A 20613-nucleotide genomic window follows, 5' to 3' on the forward strand; every position below is an offset into this window, starting at 1 on the left:
GCGGATCGCTGGGTAATTTTGTTCCAAATTCACCCGAACTCAGCCATTGGAAATGCTAAATCCAGCCTCACTCATGCCCCATTGCACGGCTAGATTGGTCGAATAACAAAAGAAACAACGACTACGGGCAAATCTGAATGTTAACGCTTCTTCTACGTCATTACCGCCGCTTCGCCGTGTTTTCCGGCGGCTTGGCATTGTTCTGCACGGCAGAATTGGCCGGAACGATGCCAGCCCTGCCAACCATAAGCTATGTCGGTACATTCTTGATATCTTTCATCGCCTTCTCGATCGCAGCGGTCGGCGTTTACGCACTTATCCCACGCCGCCGCGGATTTCTGGAAATCATCGGGATGGCCGCATTTGCGACTGCGGCGCTATTGTTTTACGCACTCAGATATAACTTCGACGGCTACCTTCAGGGTGTCGGCGGTGGTGTAGTTCTTGTTCTGCTGGCCGGATTGATCTGGGCCGGACTTCACAGCAAATTATCCCGCAAAATCGGTGCCGAAACTACTTGGCGCGACCGCCATTCGGGGCATGTGCCTTTCCCTGCCCGCCTGATCTGGCGACACGTAGTTCCCGGCGCCGCGGAGCCTGATGCACATTGCACCGGCATGATGGCACACTATCAAGAAGACGACGAAGATCCGGACACGGTTCACGTGACCTTCAAGGGCCGCAAAAACCGTGCAGCGCAATACACACTAACCTTCCTTGAGCGCGACCAGCCGTCAGCCTGCCGATTCTTTTTTCAAGGCACCGAGGCGGATGGCACTGTTGTCGACGGAATCTTCTCATTGCGGGCGACCGTGTTGGAGCGCGATACATGTTTCTTGTCCTGCGTCGAAGAGCGGTCGGGCCTGAGCATCGGCAGCTTGGTGGAGCGTTGGTTTGATGACGCACTTGGCTACCAGCACGACAAGCTACTGGAAAAGCTCGAAACGCTCTACGGCGAGACCTATGGAACACGCAAATCAAGCATGATGGCCGTCGAATAATTCACCGGCAAGACGCGTCTGGTGCAAGCAGGTGAAACTGGTCTAGCTTGCGCTCCATGACTACCCTCACGTACCAAATTGACGAAGCGGAATTCATGCACGCGGCCCGTGCGTTCTGGTCTTATCGGGGTATCGGTGATCTGGGCAACTGGCTGTTGACGGCCTTCGCCCTGATCGCGGGCACAGGGTTGCTGATCTGGGGCTTCGGCGTTGGGTGGATCTGGATCGGCGCGGGCGCCGTCTTTCCGGCGATTACGCTGTTGCGCAACTTTCTGTGGCGGCGTGCATACCGGAAAATGATAAAATACAGCGCGCCCATTACCGCCAGCTTCACGTCAGACGAGGTGCAAACCAAATCTGCCGAGGGTCAATCGCAGCTGCCTTGGACAACATTTACCAAATACGCCGAAACACCGGACTACTTCTTCCTGCTGCTCCCACGTCGCGGGCTGTCGATCATTCCAAAACGTGCGTGCAAGGACGACTGGGAGATTGAAACCCTGCGCGACACCATCACCGCCAACCTCCCCCGCGCAAAGATGCGCTGGACCTGACGACTACACGGGTTCGATATCCCCAAGCGCGCGCGTCTCGTGGAAGGTTTTCACGAAGTCGGCCAAATTTCCCTCAGCAATCGCGCCGCGCAAACCTGCCAATAGTTCCTGGTAGTAATGCAGGTTATGCCATGTCACGAGCATCGACGAGATCATCTCCTGCGCCCTGAACACATGGCTCAGATAGGCCCGCGAATAGTGCGAGCAGCACGGGCAGGTGCAGTCCTCGTCCAGCGGCCTCGGGTCGTCCATGTGCCGCGCATTCTTGACGTTGACCACGCCGCGCCGCGTGAACGCTTGCCCCGTGCGGCCGGATCGTGACGGCAGCACGCAGTCGAACATGTCGATGCCACGCTCCACTGCGCCCACAATGTCGTCAGGCTTGCCCACGCCCATCAGATAGCGCGGCTTGTCCTGCGGCAACTGCTCCGGTGCGTAGTCGAGACAGCCGAACATGGCCTCTTGCCCTTCGCCCACAGCCAAGCCACCCACAGCATATCCGTCAAAACCGATCTTGGTCAGCGCTGCGGCGCTTTCCGCGCGCATGTCTTGCTCCAACCCGCCTTGCTGGATGCCGAACAACGCGTGGCCGGGCCGGTCGCCAAATGCCTCACGCGACCGCGCGGCCCACCGCATCGACAATTGCATGCTCTCGTTGATCCGCTCCCGATCTGCGGGAAGTGCGGGGCATTCGTCAAAGCACATCACAATGTCGGAGCCGAGCAGCTTTTGGATTTCCATAGACCGTTCCGGCGACAGCATATGCTTGGAGCCGTCGATATGCGATTTGAACGTCACGCCTTCCTCGGTCAGTTTGCGCAACTCCGCAAGGCTCATCACCTGAAACCCGCCGCTATCGGTCAGGATCGGGCGGTCCCAGTTCATGAATTTGTGCAGGCCACCAAGTTTGGCAATCCGCTCCGCGGTCGGGCGCAGCATCAAATGATAGGTGTTGCCCAGCAGGATATCGGCCCCGGTCGCGCGCACACTTTCGGGCATCATCGCCTTTACGGTGGCGGCAGTCCCCACCGGCATGAAGGCCGGTGTGCGGATGTCGCCACGCGGGGTGGAAATCGTGCCGGTGCGGGCCTTTCCGTCAACGGCGTGAATGTCAAACTGAAATCTCTGTGTCATGCCCGCCGCTTTAGGGGTAAAAGTGAGTTCTGCGCAAGGGAGACAGTCGCGAATGAATGATGATTCAGTTCTTAAACTGGGTTGGGAAGAATGGCTAAGCCTGCCCGATCTTTCCTTGCCGACAATCAAAGCAAAGGTGGATACGGGGGCCAAAACCTCGGCGCTGCACGCGTTTGACATCGAGCCTTTCGGCTCCGCCTCACGTCCCAAGGTTCGCTTTGCAGTTCACCCGATTCCCGGCAACGACTCGCTGATCATCCCATGCTCGGCACCGATCATCGACCGTCGCGACGTTATCTCGTCAAATGGCGAGTCTGAATTGCGCTACGTCATCGAGACAACGCTGGAAGTGGGCGGCCAAAGCTGGCCCATCGAGGTAACGCTCACCGATCGCGGCTCCATGGCCTATCGCATGTTGTTGGGGCGTCAGGCCCTCCGCGAAAACACCATGGTCGCTCCATCCGAGCGCTTTTGCCAGCCAGACCTTAGTTACGACGTCTATACCGCCTCCAAACTACGCACCGCGACTAAAGCGCGAGCCCTGCGCATCGCGGTTCTGTCACGCGAGGCTGGCAGCTATTCCACCGCCAAGCTGGTGTCCGAGGGGGAGCAACGCGGCCACGTGGTCGAGGTCATCGACACCACCCGCTGCTACATGGCGATCAACGCCAAGGCGCCGGAGGTCTACTACGACGGCAAACGCCTGCCCCGCTTCGACGCCGTGATTCCGCGCATTGGCGCGTCGATCACCACCTATGGATGTTCCGTTCTGCGCCAGTTTGAAACGCTCGGCACCTATTGCGTCAACGGCTCCGAAGGCATCGCCGCGTCCCGCGACAAGCTGCACGCGCATCAGGTGCTGGCCCGCCACCGCATCGGCATGCCGACGACCGCCTTTGCCGCGTCGCCGAAGGACACCAAGAACCTGATGGACCTTGTGGGCACCGCTCCCTTGATTGTGAAACTGTTGGAATCCACCCAAGGAAAGGGCGTGGTACTGGCCGAAACAAAAAAAGCTGCCGAGTCCGTAATCGACGCCTTTCGGGGCCTGAAAGCCAACTTCCTCGTGCAGGATTTCGTGAAAGAATCCGCAGGCGAGGATATTCGTTGCCTCGTAATCGGAGGCAAAGTCGTGGCGTCGATGAAACGCACATCGGACGGGGATGATTTCCGATCTAACCTGCATCGCGGCGGAACGGCGGAGGTGACCCGTATTTCCAAGGCAGAACGCGACGTCGCCACCCGCTCTGCAAAAGCGTTCAAGCTAGGGGTGGCCGGAGTGGACCTGTTGCGGTCGTCTGAAGGCCCTAAAGTGCTGGAGGTCAATTCGTCCCCCGGCCTGGAGGGCATCGAAAAAGCCTCCGGTAAGAACATCGCGGCATTGCTGTTCGACCAAATCGAAATGCGTGTTCGCCCTGCCCCACTAAAAAAGAGACGTAAGACCACGCCATGAATTATGCATGTCATGGCAAAAACGTGAGGTTCTCTTTGTAGCTTGAGGTGTAAAAGGAGAGCTTATCCCACCATGGCGACAAAATGGTTCAGGCGCAGCACTGGACGATGCCACAGCTAATCCTTATATCTTTACTCAACTATCCCTGATGGATGTAAGAAATGAACCAGCCAACAGAACAACTTGAAGGGGCGCCGCTGATCAAGCCGTCCTCCACCGACCACCCGCTTTATGATAATGTCGTGGAGGCGTGTCGCTCGGTCTATGACCCTGAAATTCCAGTCAATATCTACGATCTCGGACTGGTTTACACTATCGAGATCAGCGCCGAAAACGAGGTGTCGATCATCATGACGCTGACCGCCCCCGGCTGTCCCGTCGCAGGCGAAATGCCCGGATGGCTCGCCGAAGCCGTGGAACCGCTTGCGGGCGTGAAACAGGTTGATGTGGACATCACATGGGATCCGCCTTGGGGCATGGAAATGATGTCGGACGAGGCCCGTCTGGAACTGGGGTTCATGTGATGTTTTCCATTCCCGGCAAACAAGCGGTCTCCATCACTGATCGGGCCGCTGCCCAGATCGCCAAGCTGATGGCGCGCGACGGGCATAAGGCTTTGAAAATAGGCGTCAAAAAAGGTGGCTGCGCAGGCATGGAATACACCATGGACTACGTGGATGAAGTCGCGCCCAACGACGAGGTGGTCGAGCAAAACGGCGCCCGCGTGATCATCGCGCCCATGGCACAGATGTTCCTGTTCGGCACCGAAATCGACTATGAAACCAGCCTGCTGGAAAGCGGGTTCAAGTTCATCAACCCCAATGTCTCCGAGGCCTGCGGATGCGGCGAGTCGATCAAGTTCGACGAAAGCCTGTTCGCCAAAGAATGAGCGTCGGCGAAGCAGATATCGCCTTCGCCCGCGAGCTTTTCGCCGCCATCCCCGCCATATCGACCCGCAAAATGATGGGTGGGCTCTGCCTCTATTCGGACGGGCAAATTTTCGCCCTTCTGCATTCCGACGGTCAGATATTCCTCAAGGCGCAGGGCGACTTTATCCCAGAAATTGAGGCGCTTGGCGGAACACGCTGGACCTACACGCGCAAGGACGGCAAAGTGACAGGCATGCCCTACTGGTCGCTGCCCGACCAGTTTCTCGACGACCCGTCCGAGGCCAGCGCCCTTGCCGCCCGCGCTTTGGAAAATCTCTGAAGGACACTGCTTATGCGCCGCAAACTCGCCGCCGGAAACTGGAAAATGAACGGGCTATCGGCCCAATTGACCGAGGTTGAAGCGCTGTGCGCGGCCCACCCTGATCCCAAGGTCGATCTGTTGATCGCGCCCCCTGCGACGTTGATCTCGTCCATGGTGGTCACCGCCTCGGATCACCGCCTTGCGATCGCAGGCCAAGACTGCCACGCGGAAGAAAGCGGCGCGCATACCGGCGACATCTCGGCACAAATGCTGAAAGACGCGGGCGCGTCGCACGTGATCCTTGGCCATTCTGAACGCCGCGAAGACCACGGTGAAAGCGACGATGATGTGCGCGGCAAGGCCCGCGCCGCACTGGCCGCCGGGCTGAAGGTCGTGATTTGTATTGGCGAAAGCCTAGAAGAACGCGAAGCCGCCAACACGCTCGACATCATCGCAGGCCAGTTGGCGGGCTCGCTGCCCGACGTGCTGACCGGCGAAAACACGGTCATCGCCTACGAGCCGATCTGGGCGATTGGTACCGGCAAGGTTCCGACACTGGGCCAGATTGGCGACGTGCATGACTTTATCCGCACCAAGCTCGAAGCCCGCTTTGGCGAGGGCGTGGGCCGTTCCATCCGGCTGCTTTACGGCGGCTCGGTCAAGCCAAGCAATGCGTCCGACATCTTTGCGGTGTCGAACGTGGACGGTGCATTGGTCGGAGGTGCCTCCCTGAAGGCAAGCGACTTTTCCGGCATTATCAAAGCCTTGGAAGACGCCATCTAAATGCAACGCGTGACGCAGTCGCCCACCGATCCGGCGCTGAACCAGAACCCCTACCCGTTCTATGACCGCATCCGCCCGCTCGGGCTGCTTGTCTGGTGGGAGGATTACAACATGCCCGTCGCCGCCTCACAGCCTGCAGTTTCGGCGCTGCTGCGCGACCGCCGCTTCGGGCGTGAAAACCCGACGCCGCCGGTCATTCCCGACCACCAGAAACCGTTCTACGCGATCGAGGCGCATTCCATGCTGGAGCTGGAGCCGCCCCGTCACACCCGCCTTCGCGGCTTGGTCTTGAGGGCGTTCACCTCGCGGCGGATCAAGGCGCTGGCTCCTGAAATCGAGGCCCTCTGCCACCAGCTGATCGACGCGTTCCCCGATGAGCCTTTCGACCTGCTGACCGGATTAGCCCAACAACTTCCGGTGATCATCATCGCCCGCCTGCTCGGCGTCCCCGAAGACAAAGCCCCCGACCTGCTGCGCTGGTCCAACGCCATGGTGCGCATGTATATGGCCGCCCGCACCCGCGCCGACGAAGAGGCCGCCGCGCAAGCCGCACAGGATTTCTCGGCCTACCTTGCGGAGTATGTCAAAGCCCGCCGCGCGGCCCCCGCCGATGACCTGATCACCCAATTGATCGCGGCAGAAGAAGACGGCGAGCGCCTGACCACGGACGAGCTGATCACAACCTGCATCCTGCTGCTGAACGCGGGTCACGAGGCGACGGTCCACACCCTTGGCAACGGCGTCAAGACCGCGCTGCAAACGGGCCTGCGCCCCGACGATTCCGACCTGTTCGCCGAAGAAGTCCTGCGTTTTGACCCGCCGCTGCACATGTTCACCAGATACGCGACGGATGACATGGACGCCTTCGGTCACCACTTCAAAAAGGGCGAGCAAGTCGGGCTATTGCTGGGGGCCGCCAATCGCGACCCTGAAGTTTACGCAGACCCGAACCGCTTCGATCCCGCCCGCGAATTGGTGCCACATTCCAGTTTCGGCTCCGGCCTGCATTTCTGTGTCGGTGCCCCGCTGGCACGGCTGGAGCTGTCAATCGCGCTCAAAACGCTGTTTGACCGCTGCCCCGATCTGGCACTGGCGGAAGAGCCTGAATACGCCACCAGCTACCATTTCCACGGGCTAACCCGCCTGATGGTCACGCGCTAAACGGTCAGCTAAGCGCCAATCAAAATGTCGCGCCGCGCAGCGGCTCATTTAGGTCAGGCCGGGAAAACAAAGCAGCGCTCGCGGCGCATAGTGAGCCACAAGGTCGTGCCCTCTTTCGGCAAAAACACCGCCGGCACGGTGGCCTTCAGATGCGATCCGTCCGAGTCCATGCGAAATTCCACCAAGCTCTCGCGGCCCATGAAGCGGGCACGCTCCACGATGGCGCGCGCGGGCGTGCCGTCTTCCGGCGTCGGGTTCGGTCCCTGCCCGTGGCGGTCAAAGTCGATTTTCAAATGCTGTGGGCGGATCACGATTTCAACCGCGCCACCATCCGGATGCCCCGGTGTCAGGAATTGTCCGAACGGCGTATCCGTCAACGCACCATTGGACTGGCTGCGTATCACATTGATATCGCTAAAGAAAGCTGCGGCCTCCTTGTCCACCGGTGCGTTGTAGATGTTGTAGGGATTGCCTTGCTGCACGATCCGCCCGCCACGCATCAGCGCGATCTCGTCAGCCATGCGCATCGCCTCATGCGGCTCATGGGTGACCAGCAAAACGGCGGTGCCTTCTTCCTTCAGCACCGACAAGGTTTGGTCACGAATACCATCGCGCAAGCGATCATCGAGGCCCGAAAACGGCTCGTCCATCAGCATAATTTTCGGACGAGGAGCCAGTGCCCGCGCCAAGGCCACGCGCTGCTGTTCACCGCCGGATAATTCATGCGGGTATTTCGCCTCGAAGCCGTCCAACCCAACGCGGTCCAGCAGTTCCATCACGCGGCTATGCGTCTCGGATTTGCCCCCCGTCAGCCCGAAGGCCACGTTCTGCGCGACGCTCAGATGCGGGAACAGCGCGAAATCCTGAAACATCAACCCGATGGAGCGGCCTTCCGGCGGCACACGAACCCCGTCGCCGCAGATCAGATTACCGTCGACCCACAACTCGCCGCTGGTCTGGCGTTCGACCCCAGCGATGATCCGCAAGGTCGTGGATTTACCGCAGCCCGATGGCCCCAAAAGGCAGGTCACCTGCCCCGGTGCCACGCTTAGCGACAGGTCTGACACGACCCGCTTGCCTGCAAATTCCTTGCAGATATTCTTCAACTGAAGCCTTGGGGTCACGTCACTTGCCGCCTCTTACCCGATCAAAACAATCGGAAAACTCGGGGGTTTTGGTAACAGCCCCGCCCCTAGTCGGCAACCCTGCGCGCGCCGATCAGCACTGCGGCAAAGCCGACCACCAGCACGACAATGCAAATCGCCAGCAACTGCTCGTATTTGGGCGCATCCGGCAGCACCATCGCCATGACCTCCGTCCCGCGCAGGAAATATGTCGCCGCACCTGCGATAGCCGCGGTGAAGGACACGAGGTAGGACCACAACGGCACCGACCATCCGAACACGAAGATCGCAACCATAACCGGCGTCAGGAACATCGACGCGGTGCCGGACACCGCCACCGCGTCGAACAGCGTGGCGTTGCCCCACAGGGTCAGCGCGCCGCCCAAGACCATGAACACCACCATAACGGCTCGCCCGCCCGCCAACGAGCGCGGCGCGAGGCGCAGTTCCTCCACACACAACCGCGCGGCGGAGGACAGCGCGGAATCGAGTGTCGACAAGGCCGAGACCAGCAAGGACACCAAAAGCGCCACAAACACCCAAGACGGGAACATACCCGCCCATGTGGTCAGCAACTGCCCCTCATAAACCGCACCCAGATTGGCCGCATGAATGCCGAACACGCCAAAGGCCAGAATGCACAGCGCCGACAGCCAGAACGCGTGCAGGAAGGAGTTGCGCGTGGTTTTGCGGTCCGCAATGAAGCCGCGATCCATCATCACGGGGTCATGCGCCGGGTATGAAAACACCTGCAACAGCGCCACAATCAGCAGCACCCAGCCTTGGCGAGACCCCGACGCGCCCTCGGATGTGACAATCGCGGTCAGTGAAAACTCCGGTGACGCGATCAGGTACACGAACGCCACGCCGAACACCGCCAGAAACAGCACCATCTGCACCACATCGGTGCGCAGTGCAGCACTAAGCCCGCCCCATGCGGAATAGGCCAAGCCCAGCAATGCGACCACCACAATAGCATAAGTCCCCGCCTGCGCGACTTCCGGCAGGACGGCGTCGAAAATCAGCCCGACCACCAGCAGGTTCGCGAACACCTCAGACAGCAGCCGCAAAGCGATGACGGCGTTGTAGGTGCCCGTGCCGACACCCCCGAACAGCGCCCTTAGCCAGTCCTGCACCGAGGTCGCATCGCGGGTGCGCAACTGGCCGATAATATAGCCGCCCGTCAGGAAGGACAGGTAGTAGGCCGCGTAGGCCAGCGTCCCAGCCGCGCCGTAGTAGTAACCGAGGATCGCCGAGTTCATCAGCGAGCGGGCGAAAATCCATGTGGTCACTTGGCTCAATACCATCGTCCAAAGCCCCGGCGCTCGTCCCGCAACCTGCCCTGCAAAGAACCCTTCGACCGAGGCGCGGCGCGGGGCCATCAGGAACGAGACCACAATAACCGCCCCGAAGGCAGCGATAACGTAAAGGCTGAGCATGAAACGGTCCCGTAATGGAAAATTTGCGGATAGACGCGCATAACAAAGCCCCGCCCGATGGGCGAGGCTTTAGAGCCGTTCCAACAAAAACGTGATGGATCAGAGGGTTGAGTTTACCCCGCCCCCGTCCAGCAGGATATTCTGCCCGACGATGAACCCCGCATGTTTTGAGCACAGAAACGCGCAGGTCGCGCCGAATTCCTCGCGGGTGCCATAGCGGCGGGCAGGTATTGTGGCCTCACGCGCCGCGCGGGCCTCGTCCATGGTGATCCCTTGCTGCGTGCTGACGCCCGTGTCCAGCGACACCGCGCGGTCCGTTGCGTGAATCCCCGGCAACAGATTGTTCATCGTCACACCCGAAGGCGCAACCTGCCGCGAGGTTCCAGCAACATAGCCCGTCAGCCCCGCGCGCGCGGAATTCGACAGTCCCAGCACCGCAATTGGTGCCTTCACCGATTGCGAAGTGATGTTGACCACGCGGCCCCAGCCACGCTCCATCATCGCGGGCACCAGCGCTTTGATCAACGCAATTGGCGTCAGCATATTGGCATCCAGCGCCGCGATGAAATCGTCACGCTCCCAGTCGGTCCACATGCCCGGAGGCGGCCCGCCTGCATTGTTCACCAAGATGTCCACCTCCCCTGCGGCCTTCAGCACCTTGGCGCGGCCGTCTTCGGTGGTGATGTCAGCGGCAACGGCCACCACCTCGACGCCAAACCGGTCGCGAATAGTTTGTGCGGCCTCTTGCAGCGGGCCGTCGGTGCGCGCGTTCATCACCAGATCAACGCCTGCTTCCGCCAACGCCTCGGCGCAGCCAAGGCCCAACCCCTTGCTCGACGCGCACACCAAGGCGCGCTTCCCTTTGATACCTAGATCCATCTCAACCCTGTTCAATTTGTTGCAATTATTTACTCTCGCCTATGCCTACCAACTAAGCGCGGCAGGGAGAAGAGCCACAGTCCGATGTACTTGATTCGCGGAAACATGGTGGAGCGCCACCCGAGTTCCCGAGCAATATGACCAAAGCTGATGATAACTGTGAATTGTTTCCCCATTCTTTCGGGCTTCTTCTGGATTTGCTACAGATTTAACCAAATTCCCCTGAAATCGTTGCTATTCGTCAGTCATACAGGGTAAGTATTTCCTTACTATGGCGGTGGGGTTCGTCAGAAAATGTCGGCGTGGGGACGCTCGGTATTTTGATCTGAAGAAGCGTTTTACCACTGTATGTTTATGAGTGAGCTGTCACATGCAACACCATCTGCCGACCGATTTCGTCGCCAACCATGCGTTTCTGGTTTACCCGGCTGCGGAGTTTCGCGTGATAAGCGGTGTGAACCACGGCGATCCAGTTGCAGGCGTGAATGATGTTTGTTTCGGCGACGGTTACAGCCTGAAACGCCGCGCCCAGATATATTCGATGGATCTTGCTGAATGTGTCGGCGTAAGCGCGCACCCTGTCTTTTCGGTGTCCGCTGGTAGCCAGATCGAGGCACCCGGCACACATACCCGTATTTCCGCCCGTCTGACCTTCATGACCCAGATTGGTGCATCCGTGGATGCATTAATCATCAGCTGTGACTCTCCTGTATCGCGCGACTACCTTTACCCTCTGGGACCGATTGAATCCGGTGTGGAATACACCCTGATCGCCGCAGAAGACTTCCCCCGTGAGATTCCATTAGCCGATCTAACCGGCATGAGCTTCGGGCGTGGTACCCGCATTACAATGTCTGACGGCTCTCAATGCCCTGTCGAGCAACTGAAAACCGGCGATCGCGTTTTGACCCGGGACAACGGCATGCAAGACATCCGGTGGGTCGGCAACCGTACTGTGCAAGGTGCAGGCGACTTCGCGCCGGTGGTGATTTCCCAAGGTGCCATGGGCAACGCCGAGGACATCACCGTCAGCCAGCAACACCGCATGCTGGTTTCCGACTGGCGGGCCGAGGTTATGGTAGGTTCTCGTGACGTGCTGATTTCGGCGATTGATCTGGTCAATGACGACACGATCTTCATCCGCAAGGGTGGCTTCGTGGAATACACGCAACTGGTCTTCGACCAGCACCAGATTCTCTATGCCGAGGGCGTCCCGACCGAAAGCCTGCATATGTCGAAGCAAATACTCAAAAACTTGCCAGAAGACATCGCAACCCAAGTGCTGCAACTTTTCCCGGACTTGCCGTCTTCCGAGCCAAAATTCAGCCGCGTCCCGCTAGAAAGCAAAGACGCGGCAAACTTGTTGAGGCAAACGGGACGGCTTTAACCTAGCCGCCAGCGTAGAAGAATTCTTCGCGTACGATCTTCCCGTCCGCGACGTGATAGATAGCGACCTCTTTCATCACCTCCATCTCGCCTGTTTCCTTGCTTTTGGCGTTCATCTCGAAGATCACCGCAAACCGGTCATCCCCATGCGGGAAGGGGTCGGAGACTTCGCCGTCCAGAATCTCGTACATGCTGTCGAACCACGCATGTTTGCCCTTGATGCCTTCGACTCCGGTAATTTCGCGCCCGTTGCCCATGTCCATCGCTTCGACCGACACGGCATCCTTGGCATAGAGCTTATCCAGATTTGCCAACTCACGGTTTTCCCGGCATCCCGCGACCAGTTCGTGCGCGACATCCATCATTTTCATATTCACTCTCCCACATGTGTTCTATCTATGTTCTCACTATGACCAACTCCTCCTTCCCGATCAAGACGCGTGTTGTGACCGATTGCGGAACCCCGCCGACGCCTCTATATCCCGTCCCATGTTAGACCGCGCACATAACCAGCCAGAACTTCCGCCCGAGATTGCCCGGCGCCGGACCTTCGCCATCATCTCGCACCCCGATGCGGGCAAGACGACGCTGACCGAGAAGTTCCTTCTTTACGGTGGCGCGATCCAGATGGCTGGCCAAGTGCGCGCCAAAGGCGAGGCGCGGCGCACCCGCTCCGACTTCATGCAAATGGAGAAGGACCGCGGGATTTCGGTCTCCGCCTCCGCCATGTCTTTCGACTTCGACGGGCACCGCTTCAACCTTGTCGACACCCCCGGTCACTCCGACTTCTCGGAAGACACCTACCGCACGCTCACGGCGGTGGATGCTGCCGTGATGGTCATCGACGGGGCCAAGGGTGTCGAGAGCCAAACGCAAAAACTGTTTGAAGTCTGCCGCTTACGCGACCTTCCTATCTTGACTTTTTGCAACAAAATGGACCGCGAAAGCCGCGATACATTCGAGATTATTGACGAAATTCAAGAAAATCTGGCAATCGACGTCACACCCGCCTCTTGGCCCATCGGCGTGGGTCGTGACTTCATGGGCTGTTATGATCTGATCAACGACCGCCTTGAATTGATGGACCGCGCCGACCGTAACAAGGTCGCTGAGAGTATCGAAATTAACGGCTTGGATGATCCAAAACTGGCCGAACATGTGCCCGCCGCGCAGTTGAGCCAGTTCCTTGAAGAGATTGAAATGGCAAAGGAATTGATGCCCGAGTTCAATCACCAGGACTTCCTTGACGGCACCTTGACGCCGATCTGGTTCGGCTCTGCGATCAACTCGTTCGGGGTGCAGGAGCTGATGCAAGGCATCGCGGATTACGGCCCGCAGCCGCAGCCGCAAAAAGCCAGCCCGCGTGCGATTTCCCCTGAAGAGCCAAAGGTTTGCGGCTTTGTCTTCAAGGTGCAGGCCAACATGGACCCCAAGCACCGCGACCGCGTGGCCTTCGTGCGCCTCGCGTCGGGGCATTTCTTACGGGGCATGAAGCTGACCCATGTGCGTTCCAAAAAGCAGATGGCGATCACCAACCCCGTGCTGTTCCTCGCATCAGACCGTGAGTTGGCCGAAGAGGCGTGGGCCGGTGACATCATGGGCATCCCCAACCACGGCCAGCTGCGCATCGGCGACACACTGACCGAGGGCGAAGCGATCCGTGCGACGGGCATCCCCTCCTTCGCGCCGGAGCTGCTGCAAACCTGCCGCGCAGGTGACCCGATGAAGGCCAAGCATCTGGAAAAGGCCTTGATGCAATTCGCCGAGGAAGGGGCCGCTAAAGTGTTCAAACCTGCCTTTGGCTCCGGCTTCATCGTCGGCGTCGTCGGCGCGCTGCAATTCGAGGTTCTCGCCTCACGGATCGAGCTGGAATACGGCCTGCCCGTGCGTTTCGAGGCATCGCAATTCACCTCCGCGCGGTGGGTCACCGGCGACAAAGCCGCCGTGGACACGTTCATCGAGGCCAACAAGCAGCATATCAGTCACGACAATGACGGCGACGTCGTTTTCCTGACGCGGCTGCAATGGGACATCGACCGCGTGGCACGGGACTATCCCGACGTGACGCTCAGCGCGACCAAGGAGATGATGGTCTAAGCCCTTGGCGCGCTGAGCAAGGCCAACCGGTCAGCTGACCAGTTTGGCGTCCATGGTGATGTCGCAGTCCAGCAGCTTGGAAATCGGGCAGTTCTCCTTCGCGCCATTGGCCGCTTCCATGAATGTTTCCTCCGAAGCGTCAGGGATATCCGCCTTCACTGTCAGATGCGATTTGGTGACTGCAAACCCACCTGCCTGCTGCTCCAATGTGATATCGGCAGACGTCTCGATGCTGTCTGCGGTCAGGTCGTGCTCGCCCAGCACCATCGACAGCGCCATGGAGAAACACGACGCGTGCGCCGCACCAATCAGCTCTTCGGGGTTGGTTCCGGGCGCGTCCTCGAAGCGGGTGTTGAAGCCGTAGGGCTGATCGTTCAGCGCGCCGCTTTTCGTGGACACGTGGCCTTTGCCCTCTTTGAGGGTGCCGGACCATTCGGCCGATCCTGTATTAACTGACATGGTGATCTCCTTAACTTGGGTCAGGTTCATAAGCCAACGTCTGCCAAGGCCACACGGTTCCGCCGCGCATCAGTGTCGATTTGCGCAAGCACATCTGCTATGTTTGCTGTATCAAGGCCGGAAAACGGTCAAAACATAATAACAACAAATAGATAGAGCAGCGACAGTGACCACACCCCACACACAAGAGAAGATGCCCAAGGGCCTCTTGGCCGCAGCCCGTTGGGCAGCAGAACGCACACCAGAATCGCGCAATCGTGCAGTTGACCTCTACCGCGCCATTGCGATCATGTTCGTAATCTTGGGCCATTGGTTGTTGGTTGCGGGCGTCATCCGTGACGGCGAATTGAGCTTCGTCATCCTGCTCGCCGAACAACGCTGGACCCATTACGCCACTTGGCTGTTCCAAGTCATGCCGGTCTTCTTCTTTGTCGGCGGCTTCTCCAACGGGTTGTCTTGGACGTCGGCCCGCAAGGACCCTGTGAAAAAGAGCGCTTGGGCCGCCTCCCGCCTGTCGCGCTTGCTAAAACCAACAGTTCCGGTTGTTCTGGTCTGGGCCCTTGCGGGCCTAGTTGCCCATGCCATGGGCGTGTCTGTCGACCTCATCTCGGACGCGTCGCAAGCCGCCCTCGTGCCGGTGTGGTTCCTTGCCGTCTATATCATCATGACCATGGCAGTTCCCGTGACGGTTGCGCTGTGGGACAGGCTCGGCGTCCTTTCCGTTGGTCTGTTGGCCCTCGCTGCAATCGCCGTGGACGCCATCGCATTCGGCGCGGATCAGGGCTGGTTGCGCTGGTCAAACTACGCCTTCGTCTGGCTCGCCGTGCACCAGCTTGGTTACTGGTGGGGCAGCGCCGAGCGGCCAAAGTCATGGGCACTTGGCTTCATCGCCTTGGGTGTCCTCTGGCTGTATATCCTGATCGTCCAATTCGACTTCCCCGTCGCCATGGTCAGCGTTCCGGGGGCCGAGATGTCCAACACCCGCCCGCCGACAACTGCCATGCTGGCTGTGGGGAGCGTGCAAATTGGCGTCATTCTATTGCTCACGGATCTGGCGCAAAAATGGCTCCGTAACGAGCAGATTTGGGCGTGGGTGATCGTGTTCAACCAGATGATCATGTCGATCTACCTCTGGCACATGACCGCCCTGCTCATCGTTACCGGCATCGCCGCCTATGTGTTTGGCGGGGCCGGATTGCACGAGCCTCCCGGAACCGGCTTTTGGTGGGCCATGCGCCCGATCTGGGTCGTGCTGTTCACCCTCGTCCTGATCCCGTTTGTGCTGATCTTCGTGCGCTTTGAAGCCGGCAGTAAGACAACGGCTGAGATGCGCCCCGGTCCATGGCAAGCGGTGCTGGGCGCTTTGATGACCTGCTCGGGCTTGGTCGTCATGGCGATGGTCGGGTTGGGCAAGGAGAACGCCATCGGGGTCAATTGGCTGGCAGTGGGCCTCGTTGTGATTGGCGTTTTGGTCGCAACCCGCCGATTCTCTCGGGCATGACACTCCCTGTTTTGTGTTAAATAACCGTTGATTGCGCTAATTGGGTGCTTTTTATCGCATTCATTGGCCGTCTACCCTGTATTTATTGACGTTCCGGTCCACTCGGGCTAAATGCTGCGTACCTGTGGAAAACGTCCGCAGGTCGACGCAGGGACGCGTTGAAACCTGCGTCCCCAAATTCTGCCGCATCTTGCCTCATCACGGGGCTGCGCAACTTGGATATACATGACAAAATTCTCAGACCTGAAGCTACACGCCAAAGTCCTCAAAGCAATTGACGACGCTGGCTACACCACCCCCACCCCCATTCAAGCTGGTGCTATTCCACCCGCACTGGAAGGCCGCGACGTACTTGGCATTGCCCAAACGGGTACTGGTAAAACCGCCGCCTTCACCATGCCGATGATTACCTTGTTGAACCGTGGCCGCGCCCGCGCCCGGATGCCGCGCAGCCTTGTGCTGGCCCCGACCCGCGAGCTTGCGGCACAAGTGGCCGAAAACTTCGACACCTACGCAAAATACACCAAGCTAACCAAAGCGCTGTTGATCGGCGGCGTGTCGTTCAAGGAACAAGACGCCAAGATTGACCGTGGCGTGGACGTTCTGATCGCGACACCAGGCCGCCTTCTGGACCATTTCGAGCGTGGCAAGCTGATCCTGTCGGACGTGAAAGTCATGGTCGTCGACGAAGCCGACCGGATGCTCGACATGGGGTTCATCCCTGATATCGAGCGCATCTTCCAGATGACGCCCTTCACCCGCCAGACCCTGTTTTTTTCTGCCACTATGGCGCCCGAGATCGAGCGGATCACCAACACCTTCCTGTCGAATCCCGAGCGGATCGAAGTGGCCCGTCAGGCGACGACTTCTGACACAATCACGCAGCAGCTGTTTGAGCTGCCCGGCACCCGCCGCGACGCTCAAGCCAAGCAAAAACGCGACTTCCTGCGCAAGTTAATCGACCAAGAGGGTGAAAAAGTCACCAATGGCATCATCTTCTGCAACCGTAAGGTTGACGTGGATGTCGTCGCTAAGTCGTTGAAAAAATACGGCCACGACGCCGAGCCGATCCACGGCGATCTGGACCAATCCCATCGCACGCGCACACTCGAAGGCTTCCGCAATGGCGAAATACGCTTCCTTGTAGCCTCCGACGTCGCCGCACGCGGCTTGGATGTCCCGAACGTGAGCCACGTGTTCAACTTCGACGTCCCGAGCCATGCCGAAGACTACGTGCACCGGATTGGCCGCACAGGTCGCGCAGGCCGCTTAGGCGCTGCAATGATGATCTCGACCCCAAAAGACGACAAGCTGTTAGCTGCCATTGAAAGCTTGATCAAATCCACCATCCCGCGTGGGGAGGTTGGCGAGCAGCAAGCGCCTGTTTCCAAGGCGTCCGAGGCTGACGCGGCGGCGGAGAACAAGGAAGAGCGTCCCAAGTCGCGCTCCCGTTCTCGTTCGCGTAGCAGCTCGAAACCCAAAGACGAGGCAAAGGCTGACGCGCCGGAAACGGTGGCGGAGTCCAAATCCGCACCCAAGCAGGAACCCAAGGCAGAGCCGAAGGCGAAGTCCGAGCCCAAGGCAAAACCGGAACCACGCGCGAAACCGGAGCCGAAAGCCTCTGAAGCCGCATCACATGACCAGCCCCGCGAAAACCAATCCCGCTCTCGCGGTGGCAAGGGGCGTGGCCGCAATGAGGATCGTGGACCGAAAGTTGTGGGCCTTGGCGATCACCTGCCAACCTTTATCGAGAAAAGTTTCGCCGACCGCCGCACCGACTAGGCGCGCTTGAATAGCAAAAGAAAAGCCCCCGAAGCACGCACTGCTTCGGGGGCTTTTTTGTCTCAACGGCCTAAACAGTTACGCAGTCAGCCGCGAAATCAGCACCACCACTTCGGGCTTCTTGCCGATTTCCTTTTGTGACGCCTGACGCACGATCCGTTTGATCTGCTCTTCCAGCTTGTCGTCATTGGCAACCGTCTTGGCATCGGCGCGGCCCAGGAACTGTCCCACCTCTTCTTCCAGAACATCCTGCAAAGGCGCGTTGGAGCGACCCTTTTCCGGCAATCCGCGCAGTTCGCACCACGCATCCGTCAGCGGCTCGTCATCTTCGTCGATCAGAATGCCAATCACCGCCTGCCCGTTCAGCGCCATGCGGATACGGTCGCGCACGACCCCGTCCAACGCGCCGATCTGCACGGAGCCATCCAGATACAGGCGACCCGTCTCGACAAACTCGACCACTTCGGGCCGGTTGCCAGACAACGACACCATCGTGCCGTTCGGGGCGACGACGGACGCGATGCCATTGGCCTCGCCCACCTTGGCGTGCTCGCGCAACATGCGGTGCTCGCCATGGTTCGGGATCAGGATTTGCGGCTTCAACAGCCGGTGCATTTCTTCCAGATCAGGACGGTTGGCGTGGCCGGAGACGTGAATATCCGCCATCTTGTCGTCGATCACATCGACGCCCAACTCGCTGAAATTGTTGACGATCTGGCCCACGGACGTCTCGTTGCCCGGAATGGTTTTGGACGAGAACAGCACCGTATCGCCTTCGCGCAAGGATATGCCAAGGAACTTGCCCCGTGACAGTTGCGCAGTCGCCGCACGCCGCTCGCCCTGTGATCCGGTGGCAAGGATCATCAGGTTTTCGCGCGGCACGTCGCGCGCCTCTTCGGGCAGGATGTAGGGCGGGAAGTTTTTGACCACGCCAGTCTCCACGCCCGCCTTCACCATGCGCTGCATGGAGCGGCCCATCAGCACGACAGACCGTCCCGCTTCGCGGCCAGCCTCCGCCAAGGTTTTCACCCGCGCAATGTTGGACGCAAACGTGGTCGCCACGACCATGCCTGTCGCCTCGCGCACGATCGGCACAATGTTCGGGCCAACGGTCGCCTCGGAGCGGCCTTCGTGACGCGAGAACACGTTGGTCGAGTCGCAGATCAGCGCTTTCACGGGCGCCAAAGCTGCCCAGGCGTCATGGTCAAACGGCTCGCCCACACCGGGGGTCACATCGATCTTGAAGTCGCCCGAATGCACCACACGCCCGTCCGGCGTGTCGATCACAAGGCCGGAGCTTTCGGGGATCGAGTGCGAGATCGGCATGAAGCCGACCTTGAACTTACCCACTTGAACCTGCTCAGGCATCTTGTCGACCACGTTGATCTCGGATCCGTCATAGCCATGCTCTGCCATTTTCAGCGCCGCAATATGGGCGGTGAATTTGCGCGCATAGATCGGCGCTTTCAAGCGGCTATACAGATGCCCGATCGCGCCGACATGGTCTTCATGCGCGTGGGTGATAAAGATCGCATCCAGCTGCTTTGCGCGGTCCGCAATCCACTCGATGTCCGGAAAAATCAGATCGACACCCGGGGTGCCGTCCATATCGGGGAAGGTCACCCCCGCGTCGACCAGTATGAACCGCTCTTTGCCCGGTTTCCCGTAGCCGTAGAGATACATGTTCATGCCGACTTCGCCCGCCCCGCCTAGGGGAAGGTAGACCAATCGTTCGCCTGCCATTTTAGATATTCTTTCTGTTATGCTCGTTGATGACCACCAAGCCGTGCATGGTCAGGTCATCGTTAAATTCGTCAAATAGGGCCTCGGCCTGTTGGAACAACGGCGCCAGCCCCCCGGTAGAAATTACTTTCATATCGCGGCCATGCTCGGCCTTGATGCGGGCACAGATCTCCTTGATCAGCCCGATATAGCCCCAGAACACACCCGACTGCATACACGCAACCGTATTCGTGCCGATGACGTTCTGCGGTTTGGTGATGTCGACATGCGGCAACGCCGCCGCCGCTTGGTGCAGTGCCTCAAGCGACAGGTTCACACCGGGCGCGATAACACCCCCGATATAGGCGCCGTCTGTGTCCACCACATCGAAGGTGGTCGCGGTGCCGAAGTCGACGACGATCAGGTCGCCCCCATACAGATTGTAGCCCGCGACCGTATTTACAAGGCGGTCGGGTCCGACGGCGGTGCCTTCATCCACGCGGACATCCACTGGCAGCACGCAGCCATCCTTGCCGACCACGATGGGGCGGGTGTTGAAATAGCGGTCCGCGAAGACCCGCAGGTTGAACACCACACGCGGCACGGTGGACGACACGATCACCTCGGTGATGTCCGCCTCGATCTTCTGGAAATGCATCAAGGTGGACAGCCAGACATAATACTGGTCCGCCGTGCGCTGCCACTCGGTCGAGGTCCGCCACGTCGCGATAAACCGCTCCCCATCCCAGATGGAGAACACGGTGTTGGTGTTGCCGCAGTCAATCGCCAGTAGCATCTCTCAAGCCCTTTCGCCTCTTGCCCCGTCTCTACAGTGCGCAACCGTCAGGGTCAAAGCGCACCGCGCGCTGCTTTTGCGCGCCGTTAACCTGTTCCGCGCTATACCCTGCCCCGTTAGCACTGGCCGCCGACGGAGTTTAAACCCGACG

20 protein-coding genes are annotated in these 20613 nt (G+C 59.4%); 12 read left to right on the forward strand and 8 right to left on the reverse strand.

The window, feature by feature from the left end; genetic code table 11:
* Positions 1 to 137 precede the first annotated feature (137 nt).
* Together BCF46_RS02355 and BCF46_RS02360 are read left to right on the forward strand one after the other, a co-directional pair.
* A complete protein-coding gene (locus BCF46_RS02355) occupies positions 138 to 1001 on the forward strand; it encodes a hypothetical protein (protein WP_121021335.1) in 864 nt (287 codons plus the stop codon).
* Between the two features lie 56 nt (positions 1002 to 1057).
* Positions 1058 to 1555, forward strand: coding sequence for a YcxB family protein (locus BCF46_RS02360; RefSeq protein WP_121021337.1), 498 nt, complete (start codon positions 1058 to 1060; stop codon positions 1553 to 1555).
* Between the two features lie 3 nt (positions 1556 to 1558).
* On the opposite strand, the gene tgt is transcribed toward BCF46_RS02360, so the two are convergent.
* Positions 1559 to 2689: a tRNA guanosine(34) transglycosylase Tgt gene (tgt, locus tag BCF46_RS02365; RefSeq protein ID WP_121021339.1), complete on the reverse strand. Its 1131-nt coding sequence runs from the start codon at positions 2687 to 2689 to the stop codon at positions 1559 to 1561.
* A 52-nt stretch (positions 2690 to 2741) separates the two neighbouring features.
* Here tgt and rimK point away from each other — a divergent pair, with 52 nt between their 5' ends.
* From rimK to BCF46_RS02395, 6 genes are all read left to right on the forward strand, one after another.
* The gene (gene rimK / locus BCF46_RS02370; protein ID WP_121021341.1) at positions 2742 to 4142 is read left to right on the forward strand and encodes a 30S ribosomal protein S6--L-glutamate ligase; all 1401 of its coding nucleotides are present in this window, start codon (positions 2742 to 2744) and stop codon (positions 4140 to 4142) included.
* Positions 4143 to 4303: 161 nt separating this feature from the next.
* Positions 4304 to 4666, forward strand: coding sequence for an SUF system Fe-S cluster assembly protein (locus BCF46_RS02375; protein WP_073139864.1), 363 nt, complete (start codon positions 4304 to 4306; stop codon positions 4664 to 4666).
* Positions 4666 to 5031, forward strand: coding sequence for a HesB/IscA family protein (locus tag BCF46_RS02380; RefSeq protein WP_121021343.1), 366 nt, complete (start codon positions 4666 to 4668; stop codon positions 5029 to 5031). The genes BCF46_RS02375 and BCF46_RS02380 overlap by 1 nt, the downstream gene beginning before the upstream one ends.
* Positions 5028 to 5351, forward strand: coding sequence for a TfoX/Sxy family protein (locus tag BCF46_RS02385; protein WP_121021345.1), 324 nt, complete (start codon positions 5028 to 5030; stop codon positions 5349 to 5351). Before BCF46_RS02380 ends, BCF46_RS02385 begins: the two co-directional genes overlap by 4 nt.
* A gap of 12 nt (positions 5352 to 5363) precedes the next feature.
* Positions 5364 to 6116: a triose-phosphate isomerase gene (gene tpiA / locus BCF46_RS02390; protein ID WP_121021347.1), complete on the forward strand. Its 753-nt coding sequence runs from the start codon at positions 5364 to 5366 to the stop codon at positions 6114 to 6116.
* Positions 6117 to 7277 (forward strand): cytochrome P450, encoded by a 1161-nt coding sequence (locus BCF46_RS02395; protein ID WP_121021349.1) that lies wholly within the window; start codon positions 6117 to 6119, stop codon positions 7275 to 7277. It abuts the gene before it with no gap.
* A 53-nt stretch (positions 7278 to 7330) separates the two neighbouring features.
* Here BCF46_RS02395 and BCF46_RS02400 read toward each other — a convergent pair whose 3' ends face one another.
* From BCF46_RS02400 to BCF46_RS02410, 3 genes are all read right to left on the reverse strand, one after another.
* Positions 7331 to 8401, reverse strand: a complete 1071-nt coding sequence (locus BCF46_RS02400; protein ID WP_121021351.1) for an ABC transporter ATP-binding protein — start codon at positions 8399 to 8401, stop codon at positions 7331 to 7333.
* Between the two features lie 68 nt (positions 8402 to 8469).
* Positions 8470 to 9840: an SLC5/6 family protein gene (locus BCF46_RS02405; protein WP_121021353.1), complete on the reverse strand. Its 1371-nt coding sequence runs from the start codon at positions 9838 to 9840 to the stop codon at positions 8470 to 8472.
* A gap of 99 nt (positions 9841 to 9939) precedes the next feature.
* Positions 9940 to 10719, reverse strand: coding sequence for an SDR family oxidoreductase (locus tag BCF46_RS02410; RefSeq protein WP_121021355.1), 780 nt, complete (start codon positions 10717 to 10719; stop codon positions 9940 to 9942).
* 370 nt (positions 10720 to 11089) lie between these two features.
* On the opposite strand from BCF46_RS02410, the gene BCF46_RS02415 reads away from it, so the two are divergent.
* A complete protein-coding gene (locus BCF46_RS02415; RefSeq protein ID WP_121021357.1) occupies positions 11090 to 12106 on the forward strand; it encodes a Hint domain-containing protein in 1017 nt (338 codons plus the stop codon).
* Between the two features lies 1 nt (position 12107).
* Here the strand turns inward: BCF46_RS02415 and BCF46_RS02420 are convergent, their stop codons facing one another.
* Positions 12108 to 12476, reverse strand: coding sequence for a nuclear transport factor 2 family protein (locus BCF46_RS02420; protein WP_121021359.1), 369 nt, complete (start codon positions 12474 to 12476; stop codon positions 12108 to 12110).
* 118 nt (positions 12477 to 12594) lie between these two features.
* Between BCF46_RS02420 and BCF46_RS02425 the strand changes: the two genes are divergently transcribed.
* On the forward strand, positions 12595 to 14202 hold the full coding sequence (locus tag BCF46_RS02425; protein ID WP_121021361.1) for a peptide chain release factor 3: 1608 nt from the start codon (positions 12595 to 12597) through the stop codon (positions 14200 to 14202).
* Between the two features lie 30 nt (positions 14203 to 14232).
* Here the strand turns inward: BCF46_RS02425 and BCF46_RS02430 are convergent, their stop codons facing one another.
* On the reverse strand, positions 14233 to 14661 hold the full coding sequence (locus BCF46_RS02430) for an OsmC family protein (protein ID WP_121022247.1): 429 nt from the start codon (positions 14659 to 14661) through the stop codon (positions 14233 to 14235).
* 166 nt (positions 14662 to 14827) lie between these two features.
* Between BCF46_RS02430 and BCF46_RS02435 the strand changes: the two genes are divergently transcribed.
* Both BCF46_RS02435 and BCF46_RS02440 read left to right on the forward strand, forming a co-directional pair.
* Positions 14828 to 16162 (forward strand): acyltransferase family protein, encoded by a 1335-nt coding sequence (locus tag BCF46_RS02435; protein WP_147435925.1) that lies wholly within the window; start codon positions 14828 to 14830, stop codon positions 16160 to 16162.
* Positions 16163 to 16387: 225 nt separating this feature from the next.
* Positions 16388 to 17944 carry a DEAD/DEAH box helicase gene (locus BCF46_RS02440; RefSeq protein ID WP_121021365.1) on the forward strand — a complete coding sequence of 519 codons (1557 nt, stop codon included), beginning with the start codon at positions 16388 to 16390 and terminating at the stop codon, positions 17942 to 17944.
* Positions 17945 to 18022: 78 nt separating this feature from the next.
* On the opposite strand, the gene BCF46_RS02445 is transcribed toward BCF46_RS02440, so the two are convergent.
* Positions 18023 to 19687 (reverse strand): ribonuclease J, encoded by a 1665-nt coding sequence (locus BCF46_RS02445; RefSeq protein ID WP_121021367.1) that lies wholly within the window; start codon positions 19685 to 19687, stop codon positions 18023 to 18025.
* A gap of 1 nt (position 19688) precedes the next feature.
* Positions 19689 to 20462: a type III pantothenate kinase gene (locus tag BCF46_RS02450; protein WP_121021369.1), complete on the reverse strand. Its 774-nt coding sequence runs from the start codon at positions 20460 to 20462 to the stop codon at positions 19689 to 19691.
* Positions 20463 to 20613: the final 151 nt, after the last annotated feature.

It is taken from the genome of Litoreibacter meonggei (assembly GCF_003663885.1).
Classification (GTDB): domain Bacteria; phylum Pseudomonadota; class Alphaproteobacteria; order Rhodobacterales; family Rhodobacteraceae; genus Litoreibacter; species Litoreibacter meonggei.

Bases quoted from the DNA above. Each gene is read 5' to 3' on its own strand.
- BCF46_RS02355 (WP_121021335.1), top strand. From the start codon at position 138: ATGTTAACGCTTCTTCTACGTCATTACCGCCGCTTCGCCGTGTTTTCC.
- BCF46_RS02360 (WP_121021337.1), top strand. From the start codon at position 1,058: ATGACTACCCTCACGTACCAAATTGACGAAGCGGAATTCATGCACGCG.
- tgt (WP_121021339.1), bottom strand. From the start codon at position 2,689: ATGACACAGAGATTTCAGTTTGACATTCACGCCGTTGACGGAAAGGCC.
- rimK (WP_121021341.1), top strand. From the start codon at position 2,742: ATGAATGATGATTCAGTTCTTAAACTGGGTTGGGAAGAATGGCTAAGC.
- BCF46_RS02375 (WP_073139864.1), top strand. From the start codon at position 4,304: ATGAACCAGCCAACAGAACAACTTGAAGGGGCGCCGCTGATCAAGCCG.
- BCF46_RS02380 (WP_121021343.1), top strand. From the start codon at position 4,666: ATGTTTTCCATTCCCGGCAAACAAGCGGTCTCCATCACTGATCGGGCC.
- BCF46_RS02385 (WP_121021345.1), top strand. From the start codon at position 5,028: ATGAGCGTCGGCGAAGCAGATATCGCCTTCGCCCGCGAGCTTTTCGCC.
- tpiA (WP_121021347.1), top strand. From the start codon at position 5,364: ATGCGCCGCAAACTCGCCGCCGGAAACTGGAAAATGAACGGGCTATCG.
- BCF46_RS02395 (WP_121021349.1), top strand. From the start codon at position 6,117: ATGCAACGCGTGACGCAGTCGCCCACCGATCCGGCGCTGAACCAGAAC.
- BCF46_RS02405 (WP_121021353.1), bottom strand. From the start codon at position 9,840: ATGCTCAGCCTTTACGTTATCGCTGCCTTCGGGGCGGTTATTGTGGTC.
- BCF46_RS02410 (WP_121021355.1), bottom strand. From the start codon at position 10,719: ATGGATCTAGGTATCAAAGGGAAGCGCGCCTTGGTGTGCGCGTCGAGC.
- BCF46_RS02415 (WP_121021357.1), top strand. From the start codon at position 11,090: ATGCAACACCATCTGCCGACCGATTTCGTCGCCAACCATGCGTTTCTG.
- BCF46_RS02420 (WP_121021359.1), bottom strand. From the start codon at position 12,476: ATGAAAATGATGGATGTCGCGCACGAACTGGTCGCGGGATGCCGGGAA.
- BCF46_RS02425 (WP_121021361.1), top strand. From the start codon at position 12,595: ATGTTAGACCGCGCACATAACCAGCCAGAACTTCCGCCCGAGATTGCC.
- BCF46_RS02430 (WP_121022247.1), bottom strand. From the start codon at position 14,661: ATGTCAGTTAATACAGGATCGGCCGAATGGTCCGGCACCCTCAAAGAG.
- BCF46_RS02440 (WP_121021365.1), top strand. From the start codon at position 16,388: ATGACAAAATTCTCAGACCTGAAGCTACACGCCAAAGTCCTCAAAGCA.
- BCF46_RS02445 (WP_121021367.1), bottom strand. From the start codon at position 19,687: ATGGCAGGCGAACGATTGGTCTACCTTCCCCTAGGCGGGGCGGGCGAA.
- BCF46_RS02450 (WP_121021369.1), bottom strand. From the start codon at position 20,462: ATGCTACTGGCGATTGACTGCGGCAACACCAACACCGTGTTCTCCATC.